Here is a 25,964-nt window from a genome sequence, read left to right as displayed (position 1 = left end):
AGGGTGCAAAAAGGAAGAGTAAGTGTCGTTGTCCCAATCTATAAGGTGGAAAAATATATCCATCGCTGCATCGAAAGTATTCTCAATCAAACATACTTTAACTTAGAAATCATTCTTGTAGATGATGGTTCTCCAGATAATTGTGGAGCAATTGCAGAAAGTTATAAAAAAACAGATCCCCGGATAAAGGTGATCCATAAGGAAAACGGGGGGTTATCGGACGCACGAAATCATGGAATGAAACGTGCAACAGGAGAATTCACCATGTTTGTCGATAGTGATGATTGGCTGGAAAATAACATGATTGAAAGACTGGTTAAATGCAGCCTGGCATATCAAGCTGATGTTGTTCAATCAGCTTTTTATTATGCCCATGACGATAAATTGCTTTTGGATAACAGGTATCATAACAAAAATGATACCCCAACAAAACTGGATAATAGAAAGCTAATGTATGAGTTAGTTATTAACGAACGGGTGAAGAATTTTGCCTGGGGTAAGCTTTATAAAACAAAGCTGATCAACGATATTCCATTTCAAAAAGGGGTATTATTTGAAGATGTGTTTTGGGCACATCAGGTGATGCATCGGGTTGAAAACTTTGTGCTTTTACATAAGCCATTATATTACTACTATCAACGGGATGATAGCATCGTCGCAGCCTATACCCCAAGAAACCTCGATATTATTAAAGGGTTAAAGGAAAGGCACCGGTTTATCGAGGAATTCCATCAGGGGCTAACTGATGAGTCCTATAAGGCCATATTGAAAATGAGCTTTATTCATTATAATCTGTTGCTGTTTAACAGGAAGAAGGATAAAAACGGGCTGCATAAAAAAGAAATACAATCCTACATAACTGAAAACTACTACAAGTTAAGAAGAGCAGTAATGGACGACAAAACGTTAAGAAAACAATTATATATATTTTCCCTCCATCCTTATTTAAATGTTCTATTTCCTGGAGTAAGGAAAGTAATGAGGATGGCGAGAATATTGCCTAAACCAGTTGGACTAAAGCAGGAGGTGTCATCTGAATGAAGAATTGGATCGCATTAATCATTATTTATCTATGTAACTGTCTTCCGATTAAACAGAACAAGGTATTCTTATTTAGTTATTATGGAAGTCAGTATGGATGCAGCCCAAAGTATATTACGGATTACATTAAGAAGTATTACCCCGGAGACCGATTTGATGTTGTCTGGGCCTTTAATGACCCGGATTCCAAGAAACACCTGTCCCATGTTAAAAAAGTAAAGATCATGTCATTACGATACTTTTATGAATTGTGTACGTCGAAAGTGGTCATTACAAATTATCGAACCACTGGATTATTTGTTAAACGAAAGAAGCAGTATTACATTCAAACTTGGCACAGTTCACTACGGTTAAAACATATTGAAAAGGATGCTGAAGCTGTGCTCCCGCCAAGCTACGTAAAAATGGCGAAGAAAGACTCAGCAAAATGTGATTTATTATTATCCGGATGTAAGTACAGTACCGCTATATTCAAACGATCCTTCTGGTATGGTGGAGAAATTTTTGAGCATGGAACACCAAGGAATGACTTGTTGTTTAAACGTAATCCAGACAAGAGAGCGGATGTATTAGAGAAGTTAAATCTAGTTTCTGGTTCTAAAGTTTTGTTATATGCACCAACATTTAGAAAAAATAATAACCTTGAAGTTTATAATATTGACTGGTCTCTTTTAGTACGCCAGTTGGAAAGCAGATTTGGCAATGAGTGGACAATATTGGTTAAGCTTCATCCACACTTAACCGCAGAATCAGGCAAACTTACTTATGGTGATCATGTGAAGGATGTTACTTCATACGACGATATACAGGAATTGCTGCTAGCGGCAGATGTATTAATTTCCGACTATTCATCACTAATATTTGATTATTCGATAACCAAACGGCCATGTTTTCTCTATGTACCGGATTTAGAGGAGTATACAAGACAAGACAGAAAGCTGTATTTTGATATAACAGACCTTCCATTTATTAGTGCAACAAGCAACAATGACCTTTTAGAAAAAGTTGCAACATTTGATTACGTACCATATCGAAAAGAAATAGAAAAGTTCCTATATAAGATTGGCACTTTCGAGGACGGAAATGCAAGCAAACAATTGGTAAAGCGGATCGATTGTATTTGCCATGGCCAAAAAGGGAAAAGGAGTGAAGAAATATATGAAGCAGTATAAAGTCGGCTATACAACAGGGGTGTTTGATTTATTTCATGTTGGCCACCTGAACATTTTAAAGAAGGCAAAAGAAAAATGCGAGTTTCTCATTGTAGGCGTAAGTACAGATGAGTTAGTAATGGACTACAAAAATAAGCAACCCGTCATCCCTTATGAGGAAAGAATAGAAATTGTAGAAGGGATTAAATATGTCGATGAAGCAATACCACAGAAAGACAGAGATAAATATCAAGCTTGGGAGCATTTACTTTTTGACGTCATGTTTGTTGGTGACGACTGGAAAGGAAATGCTCTTTTTAATGAACTGGAAAAGAAGTTTAATAAAAAAGGGGTAGACATTGTTTATTTTCCATATACAAAGGGTGTCTCGTCGACGATTGTGAAGCAGAAGGTTGAGTTGTAGGAAATAGTAAAAAGATGAAAAATTAATAAATATAATGGAAGTGACGGATTAAATGAAAAAAAACCTTTTATTCGTAATTGACTCGTTGAAAACTGCAGGTGCCGAAAAGAGTTTAGTTACGCTATTATCAATGCTGGATTATTCAGTATACTCAGTTGATTTATTGCTGTTTGCTCATGGTGGAGAACTTGAAGAACTGGTCCCAGAAGAAGTTAATATTCTTAAACCATTGAAGTATACAAATTTTAGTGAGTTAGATTTAATAGATTCACTTAAATATTCTGTAGTTAACCGTGAGTATAAGATGCTTTCAGCAAGGTTTAAATACTCAACCAGATTACGCAAGAGAGAATATAGTAACCCACAAAAGGCAATGCTCTTTTGGCAAAGTGTCTCCAGTGTAATTGCCGAAAATCCGAAAGAATATGATGTTGCTGTAAGTTATGCTCAGGGAATTCCAACTTATTACGTAGCTGAAAAGGTAAAAGCAAAGAGTAAATTTGCATGGGTAAATGTAAGTTATCAATTAAACGAAAAGGAAAAGAATTTTCAAAGGATATTTTATGATCAGTACAATAAAATAGTGGCTGTGTCTGATTCAACAAAGGAAGTAATACTAGAAGCTTTTCCAGATTATAAGGATAAAATTCATGTTATTTATGACATCAATAATCCCAACTTCATTTCAAACATGGCTGAATTAGAAAATAGTTATGAGGACTCTTTTGATGGGTTAAGGATTTTAACAATAGGGAGATTAGCAAATCAAAAAGGTTATGATATTGCACTTGAGACATGTAGAAAACTGAAGGAGCAAGGCATACATTTTAGATGGTATGTACTCGGAAAGGGGCCCTTGAAGAAAGAGATAGAGGATTATATCGAAAGGCATAATCTAAATGGACACTTTATTTTGTTAGGTGTGAAAGCGAACCCTTATCCATTTATTAAAAATGCTGATATGTATGTACAAACATCTAAATTTGAAGGATTCGGTATTGCCATTGCAGAAGCGCGAATGCTTAACGTGCCAGTCGTAACTACCAGGTTTGACGCAGTATATAGTCAAATGATTGATGGTAAGAATGGCCTTGTTGTTGATATGAATTCCACTGCCGTATGTGATGGGATTCTGAAGTTAATTGGTAGCAAAGAACTAAGAGAAAATATCGCAAACTACCTGGAGGCGGAGAAGAAAGGGAATGTTGAGGAAATAGAGAAATTCTATCAATTAATAGGATAGTATTATAGAGTGGGAGGAGAAATATGAGGCAACCAGATATAAGTATTATCGTTCCTGTCTATAACTCAAGCCCTTACATCAAAAAGTGCCTGGATAGCATTCTGGCCCAAACATTTAAAAACTTCGAACTTATTGTCGTAAATGACGGATCAACTGATCATAGCGGCGATATTTGTGATCAATATGCACAAGAAGATAATAGAGTAAGGGTAATTCATAAGAAAAATGGAGGAGTAGCTTCTGCAAGGAACACAGGACTGGAGAACGTGAGAAGTGAGTTTGTCAGTTTTGTGGATGGGGATGACTGGATATATGAAGATATGTATCTGACATTATATGAGCTTTGTAAAGAAACGAAAAGTGATATAACTATCTGTAGTAATGACAGGGAAGTAAATGGTGAGGTTATTCATGTTGAAAGAGAAAAATTTATTAAAGAAATGGATAATGTTGAAACAATGAGGCAATTATTTACCGCTGAATATTTTAGATTCGCAGTGTGGGGGAAGTTGTATAGGAAAACCTGCTTTAATAATATCAGGTATCCCGAAGATAGAAGGCTCGATGACTTACCGACCACATACAGGGTTTTTGCTAAGGCAAAAAAAGTAGTCTACACAAATTATTCCGGGTACATTTATTTACTAAGGGAAAACAGTATAATAACGTCTTCTTATAATGAAAAAAAACTGGATGTATTTTGGGGATGGGATGAAATCATTAGCTTTATGAGTAAGAATTACCCACAGCTTTCAGAAGAATACATTTCATGCTTTGTGTATTATAGCATGGATCATGTTTATGCTATTTTGAATCAGGTAAGTGACCCTGCCAAGAGGAAAAAGTATTTGCTGTTTATACAGAAATACATCCGAAAGTATTATAAGGAAATATCTAAAAACACCCGGTTATCAATAAAGTACAAATACTTAACCACAATAATAAAATACGATGTTCATCTTATTTATTTAAATAATAAGTTTAAAAGAAAAGTAGCTGCTCTTATATAGAAATTAATAATGAAAGTGAGTATTCAAATGAAGAAAAGAATTGTATTTATGGTTATTAATATGAATATTGGCGGAACGGAAAAAGCATTGCTTAACATGATATCTGAAATGCCTAAAGAGATGTATGATATAACCATCTTAATGTTGGAGAAGTATGGTGGTTTTTTGGGTTCCATACCGGATAATGTTCATGTTGAATACATTAGTGAGTATCCCAAAATAAAAGACGCTGTTAACAAACCACCAAAGCAAGTTGCATTAACCCAATTTAAACAAGGAAAGTTAATAAAAGGAATCGCCTTTTCATTGATTACCATACTGTCAAAGGTTACAAAAAGGAAAAGTATTTTCTTTAAATATCTGCTTAGAAATGTTTCAGGTTTAAAAAATGAATATGATGTTGCTGTAGCTTATGCTGGTCCAATGGATCTCATAAGCTATTTTGTTGCCGAGAAAATTAAAGCAGAAAAGAAGGTTCAATGGATTCATTTTGATATTACGAAAATAGGGTTTGATAAAAAGTTTATGGATAAGATTTATCAGCAGTTTGATAAGATATTTGTTGTTTCTAATGAAGGAGAGCACAAGTTTAGTACCCTTTTTCCCCAATATAATTATAAAACGTCAACATTCAATAACGTCTTAGCTACTGCTAATGTTCTTAAACTGGCAGATGAAGGGCGAGGGTTTGAAGATGATTTTACAGGTGTCAGAATTTTAACGGTCGGGCGACTAAGTAAGGAAAAAGGTCAAGATTTAATTATACCGGTTTTGGCAGATCTTAAAAAAAGCGGATTCAATGTTAAATGGTATTGCATTGGAGAAGGGAAAACACGGCTAGAATACGAGCAATTAATTAAAGCCTATGGGTTAGAGAATGATTTTATACTCATGGGATCAAAGGTTAACCCGTATCCTTACATGAAGCAATGCGATGTATATGTGCAGCCTTCGAGGTATGAGGGGTTATGTATTACTGTTATGGAAGCCAAGTGCCTAAAGAAACCGATTGTAACTACAAATTTTAATGGGGTGAAAGAACAGCTAGTGCATAATAAAACCGGCTTAATTTTGGAGTTTAATCGAAATCTGATGGTACATACATTAGAACAAATAATAATCAATGAGAAATTGAGGAATTCATTTAGCGAAAAATTACAACAAGAAGAAGCAAGCTCAGATAAAGCATTAGCACAATTTCATGAAGTTACACAAATTCCTGATGTTATGTCACGGGGGTGAGACTAATTAAAAAAAGTATTTTATTTATGCTTAGCAGTATGAATGTTGGTGGTGTGGAAAAGTCCTTTTTATCTTTACTTTCATCGATACCGAAAGATAAATATACGGTTACGTTGCTACTCCTGGAAAAAAAGGGTGGTTTCCTTAACCTAGTTCCCGATTGGGTAAAGGTTGAAGAAGTCACCTGGTATCAAGAGTTAAAGCCAGTCATCATGCAGCCGCCACAAAAAACGGTTATTGATTTTCTTAAATCCGGACGATTCATTAAGGCACTATTATTTGTCTGTACTTACTTTATATCCAAAAAGCTAAATGATCGGTATATATACTATAGACCATTATTTAAGGAAATTCCTGAGTATCCAAGGTCATTCGATATTGCTATTGCATACCAAGGACCGACAGAAGTTATAGATTATTATGTTGCTAATAAAGTAAAGGCGTATAATAAATCAACTTGGATACATTTCGATGTTGAAAAACATGTGATTAATAAAAAGTTGTATACGAAATTACATCAACAATTTGATAGTGTGCATGCTGTTTCCGAGGAAGCAAAGCAGCGATTGTTGAAGGTTCTCCCATATTATAAAGATAAGCCTAAAGTTTTTCCGAACATTATTCAAAATAAAGTGATTCATGAAATGTCAATGGAGCATGTGAATTTTGACAAGAACTATAAAGGAATAAAAATTGTTACGGTAGGCAGATTGTCAAAGGAAAAAGGTCAGGATATGGCAATTCAAGTATTATCAAAGCTAAAGCAAGATGGATATAAAGTCAGATGGTATTGTATTGGGGAAGGTAGGGCGAGAAGTGATTATGAGAAGCTGATAAACGAATATCAATTAGAAGAAAGTTTTATGTTGTTAGGCAGTAAAATGAATCCTTATCCATATGTAAAAAATGCAGATATATATGTTCAGCCATCCAGACATGAAGGATTTTGTCTCACATTGGCAGAAGCAAAGTGTTTATATAAGCCAATTGTTACTACTGATTTTACCGGTGCAAAAGAACAAATTACAGATGGGTTTAATGGATTGATTGTTAAGGGGAACTTCAATGAGCTTTATGAAAGTATTAAATACTTAATAGATACCCCTGAAGTGCGAGAGAAACTGTCAAATAATTTAATTGACAACATGATGGATACAACACAACAAGCAGCAGATTATTTTAATAACCTAAGTGAGGTTAAATAAATGAACCCTAAAATTAGTATTATTGTGCCTATTTATAATGTTGATCAATATATTCGACAATGTATCAACTCTATTCTTACCCAAACTTTTAAAGACTTTGAATTAATTCTTGTCAATGATGGATCGACAGATATGAGTGGTGATATCTGTGACGAATATGCAGCTAAAGATGACAGAATACATGTGGTACACAAACAAAACGGGGGTGTTTCTTCAGCAAGAAATAGAGGGATTGATATTGCAAAAGGAGATTACATAGGTTTTGTTGATCCCGACGATACTATCGAGTCAACCATGTATAGTGAGCTGTTTAGAGCAATTAAACATTCTAAGGCAGATATAGTTATATGCCCAATTAGAATAATAAACCTAAGAAATGAAACTACAACAATTACTCCAATATGGAATAATCAGACCGGAGTTATAGATGAAAATACAATTAGAGAAGATATAATACCTTCAATTATTGATAATAATAATTACAGTATAGCCTCTAGTGTTAACAAACTATATAAGAAATCTTTATTTAACACGGATGAATTAATCAGGTTTGATGAGGATAAAGACCATAGCGAAGATGCGAGATTAAATTTTCGATTAATCACAATCGTAAATAGTTTAGTATACATTAATAGTCCTTTATATAACTATTATATCCGTAACAGGGACTCACTTACTAATATCTTTATGCCCAATTTTCATGAGAATATATTAGACAATAAAAACTTTTTAATTAAACTATGTAAGGAATATAACAAAGAAGATAAGATCGCTAATGTAAGAGATTACTTTACTGGTGTTACCTTGAATTACATGCATAAAGTAATAATGAATAATGATTTAACTAAACATGACAAGTATAAAGTTCTGAAATCAATAATGGAAAATGATGAGTTTGTATCGGATATATCTGTTTACAATTGTCCATCTCACTTCTATAAGATATTAAAAATCTTATGTATAAAAAGGAGAACAAAAGCATTTATGAAATTAATAAGATTGAAGATGACAATTAAACTGATTTATTAGAATTTATAAAGGGGATATTTTAATGCCAAAAGTTAGTTTTATAGTAGCGGCATATAATATAGAAAATTATATTAAAAAATGTATAGATTCTCTCATGAATCAAACATTACAAGATATTGAAATAATTGTAGTAAACGACGGTTCCACAGACGACACGTTACTGGAAATAAAGGAAACCTGTAAGAAGGATGATAGAATTAGTATAATTGATCAAAAAAATGCAGGAGTAATGCGGGCAAGAGAGGAGGGGTTTAAAGCTTCTAGTGGTGAGTATGTTTTGTTTGTAGATGGTGATGATTGGTTGACTGAAGACGCGGCTGAAGTACTATATAATAAGGCTGAACAGAGTGATTATGATATAGTATGTTACAACTTTATCTATACAGATGGAGAGAAAAATAAAAAAAACTATACAAAACAAGAGTATGAAAAGATAACTGGTGAAAAATTTCTAAATATGGTAATGACAAATAAAATAATGCCATCATTATGGAGTAAGTTAATAAAAAGGAAGTTCATTATAGAAAAAGACGTTACCTTTCCAAATGGTATTGCTAAGGCGCAGGATTTAGCATTCTCATGCTCCCTGGGTATTCATTTACCCAATGCCTGTGTTGTAGATGAGTATTTATATTTTTATTTCAACTCTAGAATTAACTCGGTTTCAAATACAATCTCGCCATTATTATTAGAGGTTGAGAAAGCAACAAGTTTCGTTCGTAAACAGTTAAAAGAACATAATATGTTAGAAACCCATAAGGAAGAGTTTGAATATCTGGCATTCACTCATAACTTTAATAAAGACATGATATACATAAACAAGAATAAATTTAGTAAAGTATTGTACAAAAAGTGGAGATCTATGCGGATAGATATAAACAAGAATAAATACTTTAAGGAATTAATAAAGGGAGAACCTTTTAAAGCAAAAGTAATTTTAAAAATAGTTGTCCGAAATTATTTTTTGGGAAGCATATTTTACAATATGTACAGTTTATACACTTTTATTATTAAAAGGCCAAACACTGTTTGAATAGATAAATAAGGAAGAGAAAAATTTATTAGGGGGGAGTTATAATGGCAGGTAAATTCAAGAATTTATTAATTAAGATCATAAATATTTCAATAAACCTAAAAAACCAATCTAGGTTTCTATTCCCTTTTACGCATAAAAGATTTATTAAAAAAAGATTTTTGAAGCATCATGGATATAATGTTAGCTTCGACAACCCCACTACTCTTTCGGAAAAGATTCAATGGATAAAGTTATACGGGTCTTTAGAAAAACATACGAAATACGCTGATAAGTATGAAGTAAGGAATTATGTAAAAAAGAAAATAGGAAAGGACTATTTGATTCCATTAATTGGGGTTTATAAGAGCGCTTATGAAATAAATGTAGATTCACTTCCCGAGAAGTTTGTTATTAAGGCCACACATGGTTCTGGCTGGAATATGATTGTTAAAGATAAATCGAATGTAGATTGGTTTTTAGCTAAAAAAGGAATTGAAAAGTGGATAAATACGAATTACTATTATATCTCAGGAGAAAAGAATTATAAGAATATAGAAGGCAGAGTAGTAATTGAACAATTATTAGAAGATCCTGCTCAGGATATGAAGGAATATAAGTTTTATTGTTATCATGGTCAACCTCAATTTATAATGGTTGTTTCTGATCCTGAGTTGAGGCACCTTGAATTTTATGATCTAAATTGGAATGGGTTAAATATGAATATAAATGATCAACCCATTACGATGAATAGTGTGAAGAAACCGTATCATTATAATGAAATGTTAGGTATATGCTGTAAGTTGTCTAATGAATTTGCTTTTGTACGTGTTGACTTATATTATAATCAAGGAAAAATATATGTTGGTGAGTTAACATTTACTTCATGTAATGGTTTTGCGAAATTTAGTGATATTGAATTTGATAGACTATTTGGCAAACATTTAATTCTTTTGTAAATGGAAAGTTTTAAAAACCATTAACAAGAATAGGAAGAACTGATTACTTTTTATTAGATATAATTCAATTAACAATTTACACTTCTATCTTACCAGGTAGAAGTATTTTATTTTTTGTGGCTCCATCCAAAATACTTAAAGTAGATTGTCTGGAAAAATTATTTAAGTCCAATATTTAAAGAGTATCCAGGTATATAAGAATTTATTGTTCTAGGTAGGGGGCTATATTTTATGGTAAGGGATACCGTACTTTATATGATAAGTCATTTAAAAAAAATGGTAACTAAAAGTTTGAATAACATAGAAAGGTTAAAAGAAAAATCAAGATTTCTAATACCATATACACACAAAAAATTTATCAAAAAAAATTTTCTAAAACAACATGGCTATAACATTAATTTTAAAGAACCAATTACACTTACAGAAAAAATTCAATGGCTAAAACTGTATGGTTCTTTAGAGAATTATTCTAAATATGTTGATAAAAATGAAGTGAGAAGTTATGTACATGAGACGGTAGGTAAGGACTATTTAATTCCGAAGATAGGAGTTTATAAGAGTGCTAGTGATATTGATTTAGATTCACTTCCTGAGAAATTTGTGATAAAAGCAACACATGGGTCTGGTTGGAACATGATTGTTAAAGATAAATCAAAACTGGATTGGAATTTTGCAAAAAAGAAGATTACGAAATGGATAAATACAAATTATTTTTATATCTCAGGAGAAAAGAATTACAAAAATATAAGGGGAAAAGTAATAATTGAACAACTAATAGGCGACCCTAATGGAGCTATGAAAGAATATAAATTTTACTGTTACCGTGGTGAGCCAAAGTATGCAGTGGCAGTTACAGTTACGGAAAAATGTGAGAGAAAAAGGGTACTATGATGTAAATTGGAATTGGTTAAATATGAACATTAATGGAATACCAGATACAAATAATAGTGTAGAGAAACCGTATCATTATAATGAAATGTTAGAGATATCTCGTAAACTTTCTGATGGATTTCCATTTGTTCGTGTGGACTTATATTATAGCCAAGGAAAAATATATGTTGGTGAATTAACATTTACACCCAATAACGGATTTGGAAAGTTTAGTGATGTTAAATTTGATGAATTATTTGGGAAGCATCTAACTCTTTCGAAAGCTGAATAAGAGAATGATTTTTAATGTATTGGTTTATAGTGTCAAAAAAGGGGAGGAAAAAATTGAAAGTATCCTTAGTTAAATTGTTAAATCTTTTTAACAAAAGAGAAAAGAAGAAATTAATCATTTTATTTTTTATGATGATAGCAGCAGCGTTATTTGAAACTATTGGTATCGGATTAATTGTTCCATTTGTTGGTATAGTAACAGACCCATCAATTATTCAGGAGCAAGCTATATTATCATATATTTATGATTTGTTCCAATTTGAATCAACGACAACTTTTATAATATTTTCTGTTGTAACTTTACTAGCAGTATTTATTTTAAAAAACTTGTATTTACTCCTCTTTAATTATACTCAATTTAGAGTGATCTTAAATCAACAGGTTAAATTATCCCGAGAATTATTTAAGGAGTATTTAAAAAAGCCGTATACCTTCCATTTACAGCGAAATACAGCACAGTTACTGCGTAATGTAAACGGTGAGGTATCAAAGGTTTTTAAGGGAATCGTTATGGCAGGCTTTCAACTAATCACAGAGTTTCTGGTTATTACATGTATTTTAGTTTTATTATTGGTAACGGCTCCAGTTGCAACTTTAGTAGCTTCTATCTTGTTAGGTGGAAGTGTTTTTTTATTTTTTGCCATCCTCCGCAAAAAAATAAGTCTTCTTGGTAAGGAACAGCAAAAAGTAAGTGGAATGATGATAAAGTGGGTGAACCAAGGTTTGGGAGCAAGTAAAGAGGTTAAAGTCTCAGGTAAAGAAAGTTTTTTTATCAATTCCTATACTTCACAAAGCCAGATAAAGGCTAATAATAGCAGATACATGAAGATGTTGGAACTGGCACCTAGGTTATTTATCGAAACACTGCTGGTATCTATTGTTCTTATTACGATGTTAATTATTGTTTTTCAAGGCACAGGTATGACTCAGCTTATTTCTACAATGGCGCTATTCGCTATGGCAGCTTTTAGATTAATGCCATCCATTACTAGAGTTGTATCACTGATTACAAGTATTAGATACAATCAACCTGCTCTTTCAGTTGTTTACGATGATTTATTTTTAAACAAAGATGAATACGGAAAAATAAAAAGCAGCAAAGAATCAGTGGTAATTAATCGAGGTGAAAGAACGTTTAAGGATTCAATAAGAGTAAAAGATGTTTCCTTTAGATATCCAAATCAAGATACCTATTCAATAAAGGATGTATCACTTACGGTGCCTATAGGTAGTTCTGTGGCATTTGTCGGAGAATCGGGAGCAGGAAAAACAACACTAGTTGATATAATTCTCGGACTGTTTCGTCCGGAAAAGGGATCAGTTTTGATAGACGAAAAAAGTTTGCAGGATCAGAAGTTGTTGTGGCAACAAAAAATAGGCTATATTCCACAAGCTATATTTTTGTCAGATGATACGATACGTGGCAATGTTGCTTTTGGAATAAATAAAGAACAAATAGATGATAAGGAGGTATGGCGGGCACTAGATCAAGCGCAATTAAAGGAGTTTGTTGAGGAACTTCCAGACAAATTGGATACAGAAGTTGGAGAACGAGGTGTAAGACTCTCTGGTGGTCAACGACAACGTATAGGGATAGCACGAGCCTTATATCACAACCCGGAGATATTATTCATGGATGAAGCAACATCAGCATTGGATAATGAAACAGAAAAAGAAATCATGAAGGCTATTGATGGATTAAAAGGTGAAAAGACATTGATTATTATTGCGCATAGGCTAAGCACAATAGAAAATTGTGATATTGTCTTCAAAATTAGCAAAGCAGAACTGGTAGCAGTGGAGAATAAATTGGAAAAATCAATTATCTGAAATAATATTGCGATGCCTATGTAAGGAAATCGGTTATCGTAGATGACTAAAACATGATTTTCTGAATTGTAATTGAAATGAGAAATACTTATAAATAATAGTTAAAAACTTATAAAATTATTAACTGGCATAAGAGAAACTAAAGGGGGGCTCAAATGAAAAGTCAAAGTTTAATTAATGAAGTATTTTGGCTCAGATGTATAGCTTGTCTGGCTGTTACATTAGGTCATGCTATTGGTAGCGGAAATAAATATTTAACGGGATCTTCCATAGATTATCTTGGGTCATATGTGTTACATATGGCCGTTCTTTTTGGGGTTCCGGTATTCATATTCATCTCAGAGCTTCTCTTGGCAAATAAGTATACCGAGAAGGTACCTGATACATTTATGAGGAAAAGAGTTCAATTTCTGCTACTTCCATATTTGTTTATGAGTATTGTGTATGCATTAATTTCAATTGAGAAATGGACGTTTCAAGAAGTCATGACTAGAATAGCAATGAGTGTTTTTCTTGGAGACTCAGCGGTCTATTTTATTTTAATTATATTTCAATTTTATTTCTTACATCTATTTTTGAGGAGATATTTAGATCGATTATCTGCAAAGCACACTATTCCAATTGCATTATTAATTAATTTCCTTTATTTGGCTTTTTTTAATTTTACGGAGGTGCCAGATAATGCAGTTGGACATTTTATATGGACAAAAGGCTATTGGATGCCATTTACCGGATGGCTCTTTTATTTCGTATTAGGGTTTTACTGCGGAAGGAATTTTCAGGCCGTACTAAACTTCTTTAGAAAAAAATGGCTGCTGGTAACGCCGTTTTTAGCATTGGTATTAATGTTGCTGATGAACAGAATATTTCATTTGGATTATGATTCAAAAAGGGTAGATATGCTGTTGTATGCCAGTTCAGTGATATTTTTAATTGTGTATGTGTCTTCAAGTATCGGAAAGGTACCCAAATTAGTGATGTTTATCAGTAATTATTCATTTAGTATATTTTTGTTAAACCTTTTTTACTTTCGATTATTAAGTAGCATAGAACCACCTGAATTTATAAACTTACCATCTTATACATTTTTGATGTTTTTATCCACTTTGCTCTTATGTATCGGCACAGCTTATTTATTTAATCAATTCCGCTTTGGTAAGTATATGGTCGGACGTATTATGACATATAAAGCTCATAGTAAATATAACAACGTACCTATCCTCTAATTGTTTTATATGGAGAGTAAGTAGTTATATCAGTTTTGTAAAAAAATCAGAATAACTAAGTAGGAGATAGATATGGAAAAGTGTAACTATTATAAGTTTCTTCTTGTTGGAAACAAAATTTATATTAATCAGGATCAAAATCTTATAAAACTTTTTCTAGTATTATACTGGAAAATGAGGCCACTTTCATTTCTGGGAAAAACAGCAGGGTGGCCACTTTTAAATCGTTTTCCGGGGTTTATAACCAGAGCTGTGCGTGTTGTTCAATTCGTTTATGATTTCTATCGTGTGAAAGTAAGATATCAAACAGGAGGATCGCTTTCTATTGTTCAAACAAAGTGTTTCGGTCATTGTTTATTGAAACTGCGACAAGGCGAAATAAAAGTTTTTGATTTAAAACAAGACGTTGTGACAACTGTTTTTGTAAACGGTTTGACCGAGAAGGAAGTAAGAGCTCAAATAAATACGGCCCAAAAGGCAGCAAACTGCAAATTGGCTCCAGAATTAATTCAATGGAATGAAAAAGATCGGTATATGACAGAAAAGTATATAAATCTTAGTAGTCCATCCTATGATTTTAATAATCTAGCTACATTTTACTCAGAAGTCTTTCCTATACTTATAGATATTTTGTCAACAACTAAACCAAAGAAAGTTGACTTTGTAAAAATAAGTGCAGATAACTTATTTGCAGCGGAATCAATATTACATCAATTCGAGTCCAAGTATAACTGCATTAAGGAAACGCAGATAATTAGGCATTTTATAAACGAGGTTAATCAAGATTTAAATCGGGTTCTATATCGCGGAAATATAGATTTAGTCCTTTCACATGGAGACTTTTGGGAGGGAAATATCCTAGCGAAAAGAGGCCGATACCATGTCATCGATTGGATGACAATTGGTTTTCGAACCCTTTATTTTGATTTTTACTATGTCATGTTTATGCAGGCATCGAAAAAAGCCCATTTAAATACCGCTGATGAGGGATCTATTAATGACTTGCATCGTGAACTAGACATGAGCTGTCAGTTGTTTCTTGAAAAATTGAAGCGAAGTAAAAGAATTGATGCTGAACAAATGAAAATCCCGGAACAATTTACAATATACCGATATTTGTTTTATTTGGAACTGATAATACTTAAATTAAACATGGGACAACCGAAGAAAAAAGGACAACTTTTTGAAGTCATAACGTGGATAAAACGATTTAAATTATTGGAAGAAAAAAGAAAACAGGATTATCAATATAGGCTTACAAAATAAGTTTGGGGAGGTTTTGTTTTAACCTGGAGATAAAACTTATTGAAGAAGTGATGTTTTTATTGAGATTCCTTTGTTATTGAAATAATCAAGGATATTAAACAGTAATCTAGCACCATGGTGTGTTTATAAATCAATTATAAAAAGGAGGTTCTATTATGAAAGGAATCATTCTAGCAGGCGGAAGCGGAACACGACTATATCCATTAACAAAATCAATATCCAAACAACTATTACCAGTGTATGACAAACCAATGATCTATTATCCGCTTTCCGTTCTGATGCTGGCAGGAATAAAGGAGATTCTAATAATCTCCACTCCAAAAGATGCTCCTAGGTTTGAGCAGTTGTTGGGGAAGGGTGAGGAGCTGGGTATAAATTTATCGTATGCCATTCAGGAAAAACCAAATGGGTTGGCGGAAGCGTTTATTGTTGGAGAGGACTTTATTGGAAATGATGATGTCTCCCTTATTTTGGGGGACAACATTTTTTACGGTCATGAGTTCATTTCTCAGCTAGAAAGGGTTAGAAAACAGCTAAATGGTGCGACGATTTTTGGATATAACGTTAATGATCCGGAAAGATTTGGGGTTGTTGAGTTTGATGCGAATCGAAAAGTACTGTCCATAGAAGAAAAGCCAAAACACCCTAAATCGAATTTCGCTATTACAGGGTTATATTTCTTTGATAAGCAGGTAGTTGATATTGCCAAGGCTGTAGAACCGTCTTTCAGAGGGGAATTAGAAATAACCGATATCCTTAATGCTTATGTCAAAAGAGATCAGTTACAGGTGGAGTTAATTGGACGCGGCTTTGGCTGGCTGGATACAGGAACACATGAGTCATTGCTGGAAGCGTCGCAGTTTATAGAGATTATTGAAAAACGAACTCGACTGAAAGTGGCTTGTTTAGAGGAAATTGCATTTAATAAAGGGTATATTTCTGAGGCTGAATTAATGCAACTGGCGGAGCCTTTAAAGAAAAGTGATTATGGCAAATATTTAATTCGGCTAGCTGAGTTGAACGGGAATAAAGAGGGTGAAGGATTACATTTTGTTAAATAAATTCCAATGGAGTGGTAAGTAGTTTAAAAATTGTTAATCTCGTTGATTATATTCAGAATTACCATTTACTCTCAGCCGATTAGGAGGTCATTCAAGGCATAAAATATTCTGTAAACCAGAAACACAGAACAACTTGTTGGGTTATTACCTAAGCAATATGCGACATCGCAGAAGCATAGTACACCTGGCCATCTCAAGGATTTAACCAATAGTTTTTGGATGATCTGCTAATGCAAATAATTTAGCCAAACTTCTAGAAGTAGTGGAACAACTAAATAGGTAAGATGACAGTCATTATTATTCATCGCTTATCTATTAGTAATGCTGATTAGTAGTGGTACTAAGAGAAGGAAAGTGGTTCAAAAAGGTGGCAATTCACAGTTGGCTAATGAAGTATTTTCAGAGATTTATTACAAAATCAATTAAAAGTAGTAATTCAGTAATTTTAATTAAACTGATTCTTTAACTCTAAGAGTAAAAGTGGGGGAATTTATGTTAAGTAAAAATGAATCTAAGCGCGTTGGAAAGTATAAAATAAAAAGCTTATACCATAGAGTTAAGCTTTTTTATTATAGAAAGCAAGCAGCTAAATATAAAGACTCGCCCAAAATTGAAAATATAACAGCTAAACTGCAAAAAACTGTTGAAGAAGAATTTGAAGATATTAATCAATTGAAAAAAGAGATAGGGACGGGAATTGCGCTAAATGGTAATAGTAAAATTACGTCTGATTATAAATATTTGGGTGGTGGGTCTAACCTTGGCTTGATGGATCATACTGAAATCAATGGAGAAAGAGAATTTAAATATTTAACAAAAATTTTAACAAGGACAATAGGGGAAAATGAATTGTTTTTTTATACTAAAGTGTATCGGAATTATAAGCCAATTAGAGAGATAACTCCTAAACTTGTTAATCTACTAGAATATAAAGAATCTAACTTATGCCTAATTACTATGGAGAAAATCATAGGTGACGAACCTAGTTTCGATGTAGATGAAGTCCAAAAAGTAATAAAAGCAAGTGAAGTGATTTCATCTATTAAATTGGAGCAATTGATTAAAGATGGATTAATGCAAAAGAGCGTCAACGCTAATCCTAAGATTAACATTAACTGGAGGCATAAGTACAAATTTATGGGAAATGCTTTCAGTTTACTGTCACTAAGTCATCAAGAGGAAGTACATAAAAAAATTTTTATTGCAATATTTAAAAGGATGCAAATGGAAAATTATTCTAAGACATGTATTAATTTAATGAAAAGAGTAGAAAAATGCATTGTTGATAATCAAATGTCCAAAACAATAAAACCTAATAATCATTATTCTCTAAGGCATAGTGATCTTAATAAAGAAAACATGCTGATAGAAAAGAAAAGTGGTTCACTATACCTTATTGATTGGGGACAATTGAGTGTGGGTCCAAGTTGGTTAGATATTGCATGGTTTCTAGGTAAGTTAAGAAAACCTTTTGATGTGGTCGATGATTTATATTTAGCCAATAGTCCCCATCTTGATGACATAGGAAGAGTATTCTTCCTTTACTCTTTAATAATAATCTGGTTCCTCGAATTAAGTAAAGAAGAGTTTAACGACAACTATACGAGCTATTTATTACCGGCTGTTGAAAATATAGAACAATTACAAATAAACATGAAAAGGTCATCTATAATTTCTGTATAATTCATTATTTTTGTCTTTCTTCTGTAAATATAAATAAAAAATGGGGTTAATCATATGATACTTAATAAAATTTTAAATCCATTCTTAAAGAAATATAAAAACAGAAAGTTCTATAAAATGTTCCGAGAGAAAAACCGTCATAATTTAATGTATCCTGTTGGAACCTTTTCACTTCATGGAATAGATATAGGCAAAATGACATACGGTCCATTGAAAGTTGAGAGATGGAATGTAGAAGGCGAGGCCTTATCCATAGGGAACTACGTATCTATTGCTCGTAATGTTACGTTTGTCCTTGGAGGAAACCATTACTTTAATCATTTTTCAACATATCCATTTAAAAATAGAGTGTTAAATGATTGGAGTGTTACAGAAAGTTATTCCAAAGGAAAAATAACTGTTGGAGATGATGTTTGGATTGGGCTTAATGCTGTGATTCTGTCTGGGGTGGAAATAGGTCAGGGAGCTATCGTAGGGGCTCATGCAGTTGTAGCTAAAAATGTTCCCCCATATGCAATTATTGCAGGTAATCCAGCCAAAATTATCGGGTATAGATTTGATGAAGAGACTATAAACAAATTATTAGAATTTGATTTTAGTAAATTGGATAAAGAAGATATAAAAAATAATATTGACTATTTTTATAAAAGAGTGGATGAGTCTGTTCTTCAGCGATTAGTTTATTTTCAATCTAAAACAACAACAATTGAAGGTTAATAAGTTGATTTAATATTGTTGATCTTATATGCTATCTCCCCTGATAACTAATAGAAAGGATGAGGGATTAATGAATGTAATTGATACAAAACTTCATGGTGTGAAAATTATTGAGCCCGTTGTTTTTCAGGACAATCGGGGTTTTTTTATGGAAAGTTATAATCTTGACAGGTTTAAGGAGCATGGTTTGAATTTTGATTTTATTCAGGATAATCACTCGCTTTCAATAGAAAAGGATGTTATTCGAGGGCTTCATTATCAGTTAAATCCAATGGCTCAGACAAAACTAGTCAGGGTGATTACTGGAGCAATTTATGATGTAGCAGTAGATATTCGTCAAGGTTCCCCAACATTTGGTCAGTGGGTCGGGATTATGTTGAGTGAGGAAAACCATCGGATGCTTGTCGTTCCAAAAGGATTTGCTCATGGATTTTGTACATTGAAGGAAAACACACATGTTCAGTATAAGGTAGATGACTATTACTCGGCAGAGAATGATAAGGGCATACTTTGGAATGACCCTGCACTTGGAATTGACTGGCCTGCTTCTAACCCAATATTATCCGAAAAAGATGCTAAGCAGCCGTTGTTAAAGGATGCGGAGATTAACTCCCAATATCAGGCTAAAGAGAGTGCTGATCATGGAGTCTTATGATTACCTGATTGTTGGGGGCGGCATCATAGGATTGTCCATTGCAAGGGAATTAAAGAATAGATTTCCGGATGAGTCTGTTTGTATCTTAGAGAAGGAGTCCGATGTAGCTCATCATTCCAGCGGCAGGAATAGTGGTGTGTTACATGCTGGATTCTATTATACTGCTAATAGCTTGAAAGCAAAGTTTACGAGAGAAGGCAACCAGGAATTGACGGCGTATTGTGATGAACATGGTCTGAAGATAAATAAGTGTGGAAAGCTTGTGGTAGCCACAAATGAGGAAGAGTTACAGGGATTAAAAGAATTAAAAAAGCGAGCAGAGAAAAACGGCGTTAAACTTCAGTGGCTCAAAGAACAGGAAGCACATTTGATTGATCCTAATGTAAAGACCTGTAAGTTGGCTCTTTATTCTCCAACAACCTCTTCTGTAGATCCAGTTGAGGTATGTCAGACAGTTAAAGCTGAAGTCATAAAAAAGGGCGTGGAAATCAGGTGCAATACCCAATATAAGGGGAAATTAAATAAAGAAATTCGAACAAATAATGGAACCTTCACGTGTGATTATTTTATAAATGCAGCTGGGTTATATGCAGATAAAATTGCTAAGGATTATCAGTTTGGTGAGAAGTATACAATTATTCCGTTTAAAGGAATCTATCTTACGTATGCCAAGAATAAATCGGATGTGAAGACAAATGTATATCCGGTTCCGAACTTAGCTAATCCTTTTTTAGGTGTACATTATACGAAGACAGTTAATGACTCAATAAAAATCGGGCCAACAGCTATCCCTGCTTTATGGCGGGAGAACTACAGTGGACTTCAGAATTTCAAGTTTAACGAGTTTTTCAGCATATTATTTTATGAAGCAAAGTTGTTTTTAACCAATTCGTTTAACTTCCGATCACTGGCATTTGAAGAAATGAAAAAGTATAAGAAAGCTTATTTTGTAAATTTATCCTTAAAGATGGTTAAGGATTTAAATCCTAAAAACTTTGGCGAATTCATAAGACCCGGAATTCGTGCTCAACTATTGAACAAGGAGACATTAGAGCTCGTACAGGATTTTGTTGTTGAAGGTGATAAGCATTCCTTCCATATACTAAATGCAGTGTCACCAGGTTTTACCTGTGCATTCCCATTTTCACGATATGTGGTAGATGGAATAGTTAAAAAACAGGGGAAAAAATTAGAGAAGGATAAAATCTCGTAAGGAGGAAGAAAAATTGAAAAATGTGCTCGTAACAGGTGCAGGTGGATATATTGGAAGTATTTTAGTACCGAAGTTATTAGAAAATAATTACACAGTTACGGTAATTGACCGATTCTTTTTTGGAGTCGACAAACTGCAACCTCATTCCAACTTAACGATTATTCATGAGGATTGCCGGCGGTTAAAAGAAGAGCATTTCTTAGATATTGATGCAGTTATTGATTTAGTAGCTATTTCAAATGATCCAAGTGGGGAGTTATTTAAAGAAGTTACGTATGATGTGAATTATGCAGCAAGAGTGAACACAGCTATGCTTGCAAAAAAGATGGGCGTAGAACGATACATATTGCCTTCTTCCTGCAGCATTTATGGGTTCCAGGATAAGGATACAATTGTCGATGAGTATGCTGAAACAAATCCATTAACAGTCTATGCAAAAGCAAATGAAAAGGCTGAGAATGGGGTCCTTCCATTAGCTGATGATAATTTTACAGTGGCTGTGATGCGGCAAGCAACTGTATATGGTTACTCACCAAGAATGAGGTTCGATCTAGCAGTAAATGGGATGACTTATGGTGCATGGGAAAATGGGATTATTCCTTTAATGCGGGATGGGTCACAATGGAGACCAATGGTACATGTGGAAGATACGACAGATGTAATGTGCCTGTTGTTAGAAGCAGATGCTCATATCGTTAATGGTGAGATTTTTAATATAGGATCTAAGCGAAATAATTACCAATTAGGGCCGCTAGCGGAGGAAATTGCCGCTTCATTGCCAATTGACGTGAAGATTGAGTGGTATGGCGAACCAGACCAGCGCTCTTATCGCGTTAATTTTGAGAAGATCGAGAACGCTTTGAATTGGGAGGCTAATCATACAGCGGCAGATGGGGCACTTCAAATTTATCAGAAGTTGGAAGCTGGAACACTTGAAAAGACGGAGCAGACGATAACGCTAGATTGGTATAAGGAACTAATTAAATGGCAGGAGATAATGAAGCAAGTTGGTATGTATGGAGGCATTTTAGAAATACCAAAAAATGAAGAACTTAGTTTAGCTCACCGAAGCAAGGGAGTATTTTTTTAATCCTGTTTGTTCTTTATTGAGAAAGGCACTTTTATTAGGAGGCTAATTAATGGATAAAATAACGCGAGTTGGTATTGCTGGAACAGGGTTGATTGGTAAAGGAATAGCGTTGGAGGTTGAAAAACAGTCTGAATTAAGCTTAGCAAAAGTTCTCACTCGTCGTGAAATTACTACTATGAATGCTTATCCCTTTCAAGAAACTCTTACAAATTCCGTAGAAGAATTCATTGGAAATTGTGACGTAGTAGTCGAATGCAGTGGTGATGTTATTTATGGAACTGAAGTTATTGATCAGGCAATTAAAGCTTCCTTACCTGTTATAACAATGAATGCTGAACTTCAAGTGACAACTGGTTCATATTTTGCAAAGAGAGGATTCATTACTGAAGCAGAGGGAGATCAACCAGGATGCCTGGCATCATTACATGAGAATGTAGTAGGAATGGGATTCAAACCATTAGTATATGGAAATATTAAAGGGTTTCTAAAACTAGATCCAATACTTGAGGATATGGAGTATTTCTCGAAAAAGAATGGTGTTCGTCTTGACATGACCATATCGTTTACGGATGGCACAAAGGTTCAAGTTGAACAGGCATTAGTTGCTAACGGACTTGGCGCTGGCATTGCTGTTGATGGTCTTTTGGCACCCAGTTCAAATGACTTAAACGAAATAGGTGCCGAATTAGCTGAAGAGGCTAAACAGTTAGGGTATCCTATCTCTGAATTTGTGTTAGCACCTAAAGCTCCTCCGGGTGTATTTATCACAGCAGAACACGACAGCCGTCAAAAAGATGCACTTCGTTATTTTAAGATGGGAGAAGGACCATATTATACAATTCTGCAAAACTTTCATCTTTGCCACCTGGAAGTTGTGAAAACAATCAAAAGGGTTATTAATGGGGGTGGTGTTCTCTTGAACAATGGAGAAAATCCTTCTATTGGAGTCGCAGCTATTGCAAAGAGAACACTTGAACCTGGGGAGGAAATCGAAAAGGGAATCGGCAGTTTTCAGGTAAGAGGGGAAGCCGTTAAAATGATTTCGAATCCAAATCACGTTCCTATTGGTTTGCTGGTGAATGCAGTCATGAAACGAACAGTTGAAGAAGGACAGATTATTACGTTCGATGATGTTGAGTTGCCGGAGAGTTTAGCTTTAACAGCATGGCTTGAGACGATTGAAAAGTTGCCAATTAATAGTTGAAAACTGGAATGAATTTAGGGGGGGAGAATAGTTGAATATAACAGTAGTTGGAGCGGGATATGTAGGTTTAGTTACTGGCGTTTCTCTAGCAGATATTGGTCATTGTGTCACATGTGTTGATGTTAATAAGGATAAAATTGCTAAATTGAAGGTGGGTCTTTCTCCTATTCATGAACCTGGCCTGGAATCACTTATGCAAAAGAATATAGATGAAAATAGGCTTAGTTTCACAAGTAGTTTGAAAGAGTGTCTTAAAGATACAGATATTGTATATATTGCAGTTGGGACCCCACAAAATAAAGATGGTACAGCTAATTTAAGTTTCATTGAAATAGTAGCTGAAGATATCGCATTGAATATCTCAAAAGATATAGTTATAGTCACTAAAAGTACTGTACCAGTGGGAACAAATGAATATATTGGGGGGTTAATTAAAGCCAAAACCCCCAAAGATATATCCTTTGACATCGTATCAAATCCGGAATTCCTGCGAGAGGGTTCAGCAATCAGTGACACATTTAATGGCGATCGTATTGTAATTGGTGCAGAAAATGATAAAGCAGCATCAATAATCGAACAGGTTAACAAACCATTTGGTGTCCCGATTTTTAAAACCGATATTCGGAGTGCGGAAATGATTAAATACGCATCTAATGCATTTCTGGCAACAAAAATTAGTTTTATAAATGAAATTTCTACTATTTGTGAAAAACTTGGGGCAAACGTTGATGATGTTGCTAAAGGAATGGGGAAAGATAAAAGAGTAGGAAATCAATTTTTGAATGCAGGAATAGGCTATGGAGGATCTTGTTTTCCAAAAGATACAAATGCGTTGGTTCAAATCGCTGGTGGAGTAGAGCATGATTTTAACCTGTTGAAAGCTGTAATTAACGTGAACAATAATCAACAAGCTCTGTTAGTAGATAAGGCACGACAACGCTTAGGTAGTTTGGAAGGTAAGCGCATTGCTTTACTGGGATTGGCATTCAAGCCTAATACAGACGATATGCGTGAAGCTGCATCTATTGTTATTTCAACTGGACTTCTTCAGGAAGGTTCTGAGGTTATTGCTTATGACCCAATTGCCAATGAAAATGCAAAACATGTACTTTCTAATGAGGTTCAATTTGCCAATTCGATAAGTGAGGCATTAACCGAAGTTAATCTAGCTCTTATCATAACAGAGTGGAGAGAAATAATAGAAATGGACTTTAACAATGTTAGGAGATTAATGATTGAACCTATTATTATTGACGGAAGAAATTGTTTTTCACTAGATATGGTTAAAGATAAAGGGATAGAATACCATTCGGTTGGAAGACCGGCAGTAATAGGTGAGACAGTATTAATATAGCGTTTTGAAACGGTGAAGGGAGGAACTATACTTGGAAAGAAACACTACAATAGATGTTGTAAAATGTTTTGCGGTATTTTTAGTTGTTTGTTTACATACCGTAACTTATGGCTACGATTGGCAGAGCAGTGAACATATAACCTTTATAATAGGTGTTTTTCCAAGATGGGTGATACCCTTCTTTTTTATTGTTTCAGGATACTTCTTTGGCCAAAAAGTGATGAATAACCTAACCTCAAAAGCCTATTTTGGTCGCTATATGTTCAAGCTGATTGGATTGTTTTTTACTTGGTACTTATTTTATCTAATTTATGATCTTATCTTACGAGCTGTACTAGCTATTTATATGGGATCAAACGTCAGCTCTGAATTGAATCAATACATAAAAGCATTCGTAAATATAGATGCCCTTTATTATGGAGAAGGGATGACGTCGTATCATTTATGGTACTTGACGGCGTTAATTTGGTCGATTGTTATCTTATATGTATTTATCAGAATTCGAAAGCTAGGTCTACTGCTGATTTTGGGCGGTATCTTAAATGTAATTGGCCTCTTTGGGCAAACATATTCCAGTATATTTCACTTACCGATACAAACGAAAGACGCCTTGTGTTTTGGGGTATTTTATACAACACTTGGCTGCTACATTGCCTTTCATTATAAATGGATTATGCAGAAACTCAGTGGAGTTAAATCAAGATACTTCATTTACTTAATCCTGTTTTTTTCATTAATTCAGGTTGTGGAGAGATTAATTACTGTATTTGTGCTAGACGGTGAACGGACCTTTGGGGATTATTACTTATCAACTGCCCCCTTAACATTATGTCTTTTATTTATAGCATTGAAAAATACATCGATAGGGCGATATACATTGATAGCAAAAGTGGGGAAAAATGCAGTTGGAATTTACGTTGCTCATTTGTTTGTAATAAGTGTATTGGTTTTATCTATTAATTTTGTCGGACTGGATTACTTGAGAAGTAATATTTTATTTAATCTTTTATTTGCACTTGTGGTGTTATTTACCTCTTATCATTTCTTTATACTATTTAATAAATTTATTCTTGGAATAAGGTTATTATTTTCAAGGGTCAAGTATAGCAATTATTTTAGAGCGAAGAAACAAGTGGATCAAGGTAAAAAAACTGCTATTTAATAAGAATAGGTTGTTATTAGAGGAGA

24 protein-coding genes are annotated in these 25,964 nt (G+C 33.9%); all 24 read left to right on the top strand.

Going from position 1 to position 25,964, the window contains the following annotated elements:
* Positions 1-3 precede the first annotated feature (3 nt).
* The 24 genes from J2Z82_RS09630 to J2Z82_RS09515 all read left to right on the top strand — a co-directional run bounded on the left by J2Z82_RS09630 (position 4) and on the right by J2Z82_RS09515 (position 25,938).
* Complete coding sequence (locus tag J2Z82_RS09630) at positions 4-1,041, top strand: glycosyltransferase family 2 protein (protein WP_209480588.1); 1,038 nt, start codon at positions 4-6, stop codon at positions 1,039-1,041.
* Positions 1,038-2,213, top strand: a complete 1,176-nt coding sequence (locus J2Z82_RS09625; protein WP_209480587.1) for a CDP-glycerol glycerophosphotransferase family protein — start codon at positions 1,038-1,040, stop codon at positions 2,211-2,213. The genes J2Z82_RS09630 and J2Z82_RS09625 overlap by 4 nt, the downstream gene beginning before the upstream one ends.
* Positions 2,200-2,616 carry an FAD synthase family protein gene (locus J2Z82_RS09620; protein ID WP_209480586.1) on the top strand — a complete coding sequence of 139 codons (417 nt, stop codon included), beginning with the start codon at positions 2,200-2,202 and terminating at the stop codon, positions 2,614-2,616. The genes J2Z82_RS09625 and J2Z82_RS09620 overlap by 14 nt, the downstream gene beginning before the upstream one ends.
* A 52-nt stretch (positions 2,617-2,668) precedes the next feature.
* Positions 2,669-3,859, top strand: coding sequence for a glycosyltransferase (locus J2Z82_RS09615; protein WP_209480585.1), 1,191 nt, complete (start codon positions 2,669-2,671; stop codon positions 3,857-3,859).
* A 23-nt stretch (positions 3,860-3,882) separates the two neighbouring features.
* Complete coding sequence (locus tag J2Z82_RS09610; RefSeq protein ID WP_209480584.1) at positions 3,883-4,869, top strand: glycosyltransferase; 987 nt, start codon at positions 3,883-3,885, stop codon at positions 4,867-4,869.
* A 27-nt stretch (positions 4,870-4,896) separates the two neighbouring features.
* Positions 4,897-6,111 (top strand): glycosyltransferase, encoded by a 1,215-nt coding sequence (locus J2Z82_RS09605; RefSeq protein WP_209480583.1) that lies wholly within the window; start codon positions 4,897-4,899, stop codon positions 6,109-6,111.
* Positions 6,108-7,316, top strand: coding sequence for a glycosyltransferase (locus J2Z82_RS09600; protein WP_342453617.1), 1,209 nt, complete (start codon positions 6,108-6,110; stop codon positions 7,314-7,316). Before J2Z82_RS09605 ends, J2Z82_RS09600 begins: the two co-directional genes overlap by 4 nt.
* Complete coding sequence (locus J2Z82_RS09595; RefSeq protein WP_209480582.1) at positions 7,317-8,345, top strand: glycosyltransferase family 2 protein; 1,029 nt, start codon at positions 7,317-7,319, stop codon at positions 8,343-8,345.
* Between the two features lie 22 nt (positions 8,346-8,367).
* The gene (locus J2Z82_RS09590) at positions 8,368-9,378 is read left to right on the top strand and encodes a glycosyltransferase family 2 protein (RefSeq protein WP_209480581.1); all 1,011 of its coding nucleotides are present in this window, start codon (positions 8,368-8,370) and stop codon (positions 9,376-9,378) included.
* A 44-nt stretch (positions 9,379-9,422) separates the two neighbouring features.
* Positions 9,423-10,316 (top strand): ATP-grasp fold amidoligase family protein, encoded by an 894-nt coding sequence (locus J2Z82_RS09585; protein ID WP_209480580.1) that lies wholly within the window; start codon positions 9,423-9,425, stop codon positions 10,314-10,316.
* Between the two features lie 231 nt (positions 10,317-10,547).
* Complete coding sequence (locus J2Z82_RS09580) at positions 10,548-11,207, top strand: ATP-grasp fold amidoligase family protein (RefSeq protein WP_209480579.1); 660 nt, start codon at positions 10,548-10,550, stop codon at positions 11,205-11,207.
* Complete coding sequence (locus J2Z82_RS09575; protein ID WP_209480578.1) at positions 11,155-11,478, top strand: ATP-grasp fold amidoligase family protein; 324 nt, start codon at positions 11,155-11,157, stop codon at positions 11,476-11,478. The genes J2Z82_RS09580 and J2Z82_RS09575 overlap by 53 nt, the downstream gene beginning before the upstream one ends.
* 53 nt (positions 11,479-11,531) lie before the next feature.
* On the top strand, positions 11,532-13,307 hold the full coding sequence (locus J2Z82_RS09570) for an ABC transporter ATP-binding protein (protein ID WP_209480577.1): 1,776 nt from the start codon (positions 11,532-11,534) through the stop codon (positions 13,305-13,307).
* A 155-nt stretch (positions 13,308-13,462) separates the two neighbouring features.
* A complete protein-coding gene (locus J2Z82_RS09565) occupies positions 13,463-14,533 on the top strand; it encodes an acyltransferase family protein (protein WP_209480576.1) in 1,071 nt (356 codons plus the stop codon).
* A gap of 72 nt (positions 14,534-14,605) precedes the next feature.
* Positions 14,606-15,799 (top strand): hypothetical protein, encoded by a 1,194-nt coding sequence (locus J2Z82_RS09560; RefSeq protein WP_209480575.1) that lies wholly within the window; start codon positions 14,606-14,608, stop codon positions 15,797-15,799.
* A 155-nt stretch (positions 15,800-15,954) separates the two neighbouring features.
* A complete protein-coding gene (gene rfbA / locus J2Z82_RS09555) occupies positions 15,955-16,860 on the top strand; it encodes a glucose-1-phosphate thymidylyltransferase RfbA (protein WP_209480574.1) in 906 nt (301 codons plus the stop codon).
* A gap of 492 nt (positions 16,861-17,352) precedes the next feature.
* Entirely contained in the window at positions 17,353-18,543 is a 1,191-nt protein-coding gene (locus J2Z82_RS09550) for a phosphotransferase family protein (RefSeq protein ID WP_209480573.1), read from the top strand.
* Between the two features lie 54 nt (positions 18,544-18,597).
* Entirely contained in the window at positions 18,598-19,260 is a 663-nt protein-coding gene (locus J2Z82_RS09545; RefSeq protein ID WP_209480572.1) for a CatB-related O-acetyltransferase, read from the top strand.
* A gap of 70 nt (positions 19,261-19,330) precedes the next feature.
* Positions 19,331-19,915, top strand: a complete 585-nt coding sequence (rfbC, locus tag J2Z82_RS09540; RefSeq protein WP_209480571.1) for a dTDP-4-dehydrorhamnose 3,5-epimerase — start codon at positions 19,331-19,333, stop codon at positions 19,913-19,915.
* Positions 19,902-21,128 carry an L-2-hydroxyglutarate oxidase gene (gene lhgO, locus J2Z82_RS09535; protein WP_209480570.1) on the top strand — a complete coding sequence of 409 codons (1,227 nt, stop codon included), beginning with the start codon at positions 19,902-19,904 and terminating at the stop codon, positions 21,126-21,128. The genes rfbC and lhgO overlap by 14 nt, the downstream gene beginning before the upstream one ends.
* 22 nt (positions 21,129-21,150) lie before the next feature.
* Positions 21,151-22,218: an NAD-dependent epimerase/dehydratase family protein gene (locus J2Z82_RS09530; protein WP_342453619.1), complete on the top strand. Its 1,068-nt coding sequence runs from the start codon at positions 21,151-21,153 to the stop codon at positions 22,216-22,218.
* A gap of 49 nt (positions 22,219-22,267) precedes the next feature.
* The gene (locus J2Z82_RS09525) at positions 22,268-23,422 is read left to right on the top strand and encodes an NAD(P)-dependent oxidoreductase (protein ID WP_209480568.1); all 1,155 of its coding nucleotides are present in this window, start codon (positions 22,268-22,270) and stop codon (positions 23,420-23,422) included.
* Positions 23,423-23,453: 31 nt separating this feature from the next.
* Positions 23,454-24,776, top strand: coding sequence for a UDP-glucose dehydrogenase family protein (locus J2Z82_RS09520; RefSeq protein WP_209480567.1), 1,323 nt, complete (start codon positions 23,454-23,456; stop codon positions 24,774-24,776).
* 31 nt (positions 24,777-24,807) lie between these two features.
* The gene (locus J2Z82_RS09515; protein ID WP_209480566.1) at positions 24,808-25,938 is read left to right on the top strand and encodes an acyltransferase family protein; all 1,131 of its coding nucleotides are present in this window, start codon (positions 24,808-24,810) and stop codon (positions 25,936-25,938) included.
* The last annotated feature ends 26 nt before the right edge of the window (positions 25,939-25,964 follow it).

This window comes from Virgibacillus litoralis (assembly GCF_017873675.1).
GTDB lineage: Bacteria > Bacillota > Bacilli > Bacillales > Amphibacillaceae > Lentibacillus > Lentibacillus litoralis.
Note: the sequence above shows the minus strand (reverse complement) of the source record. Positions and strands in the feature narration are given on the sequence as shown.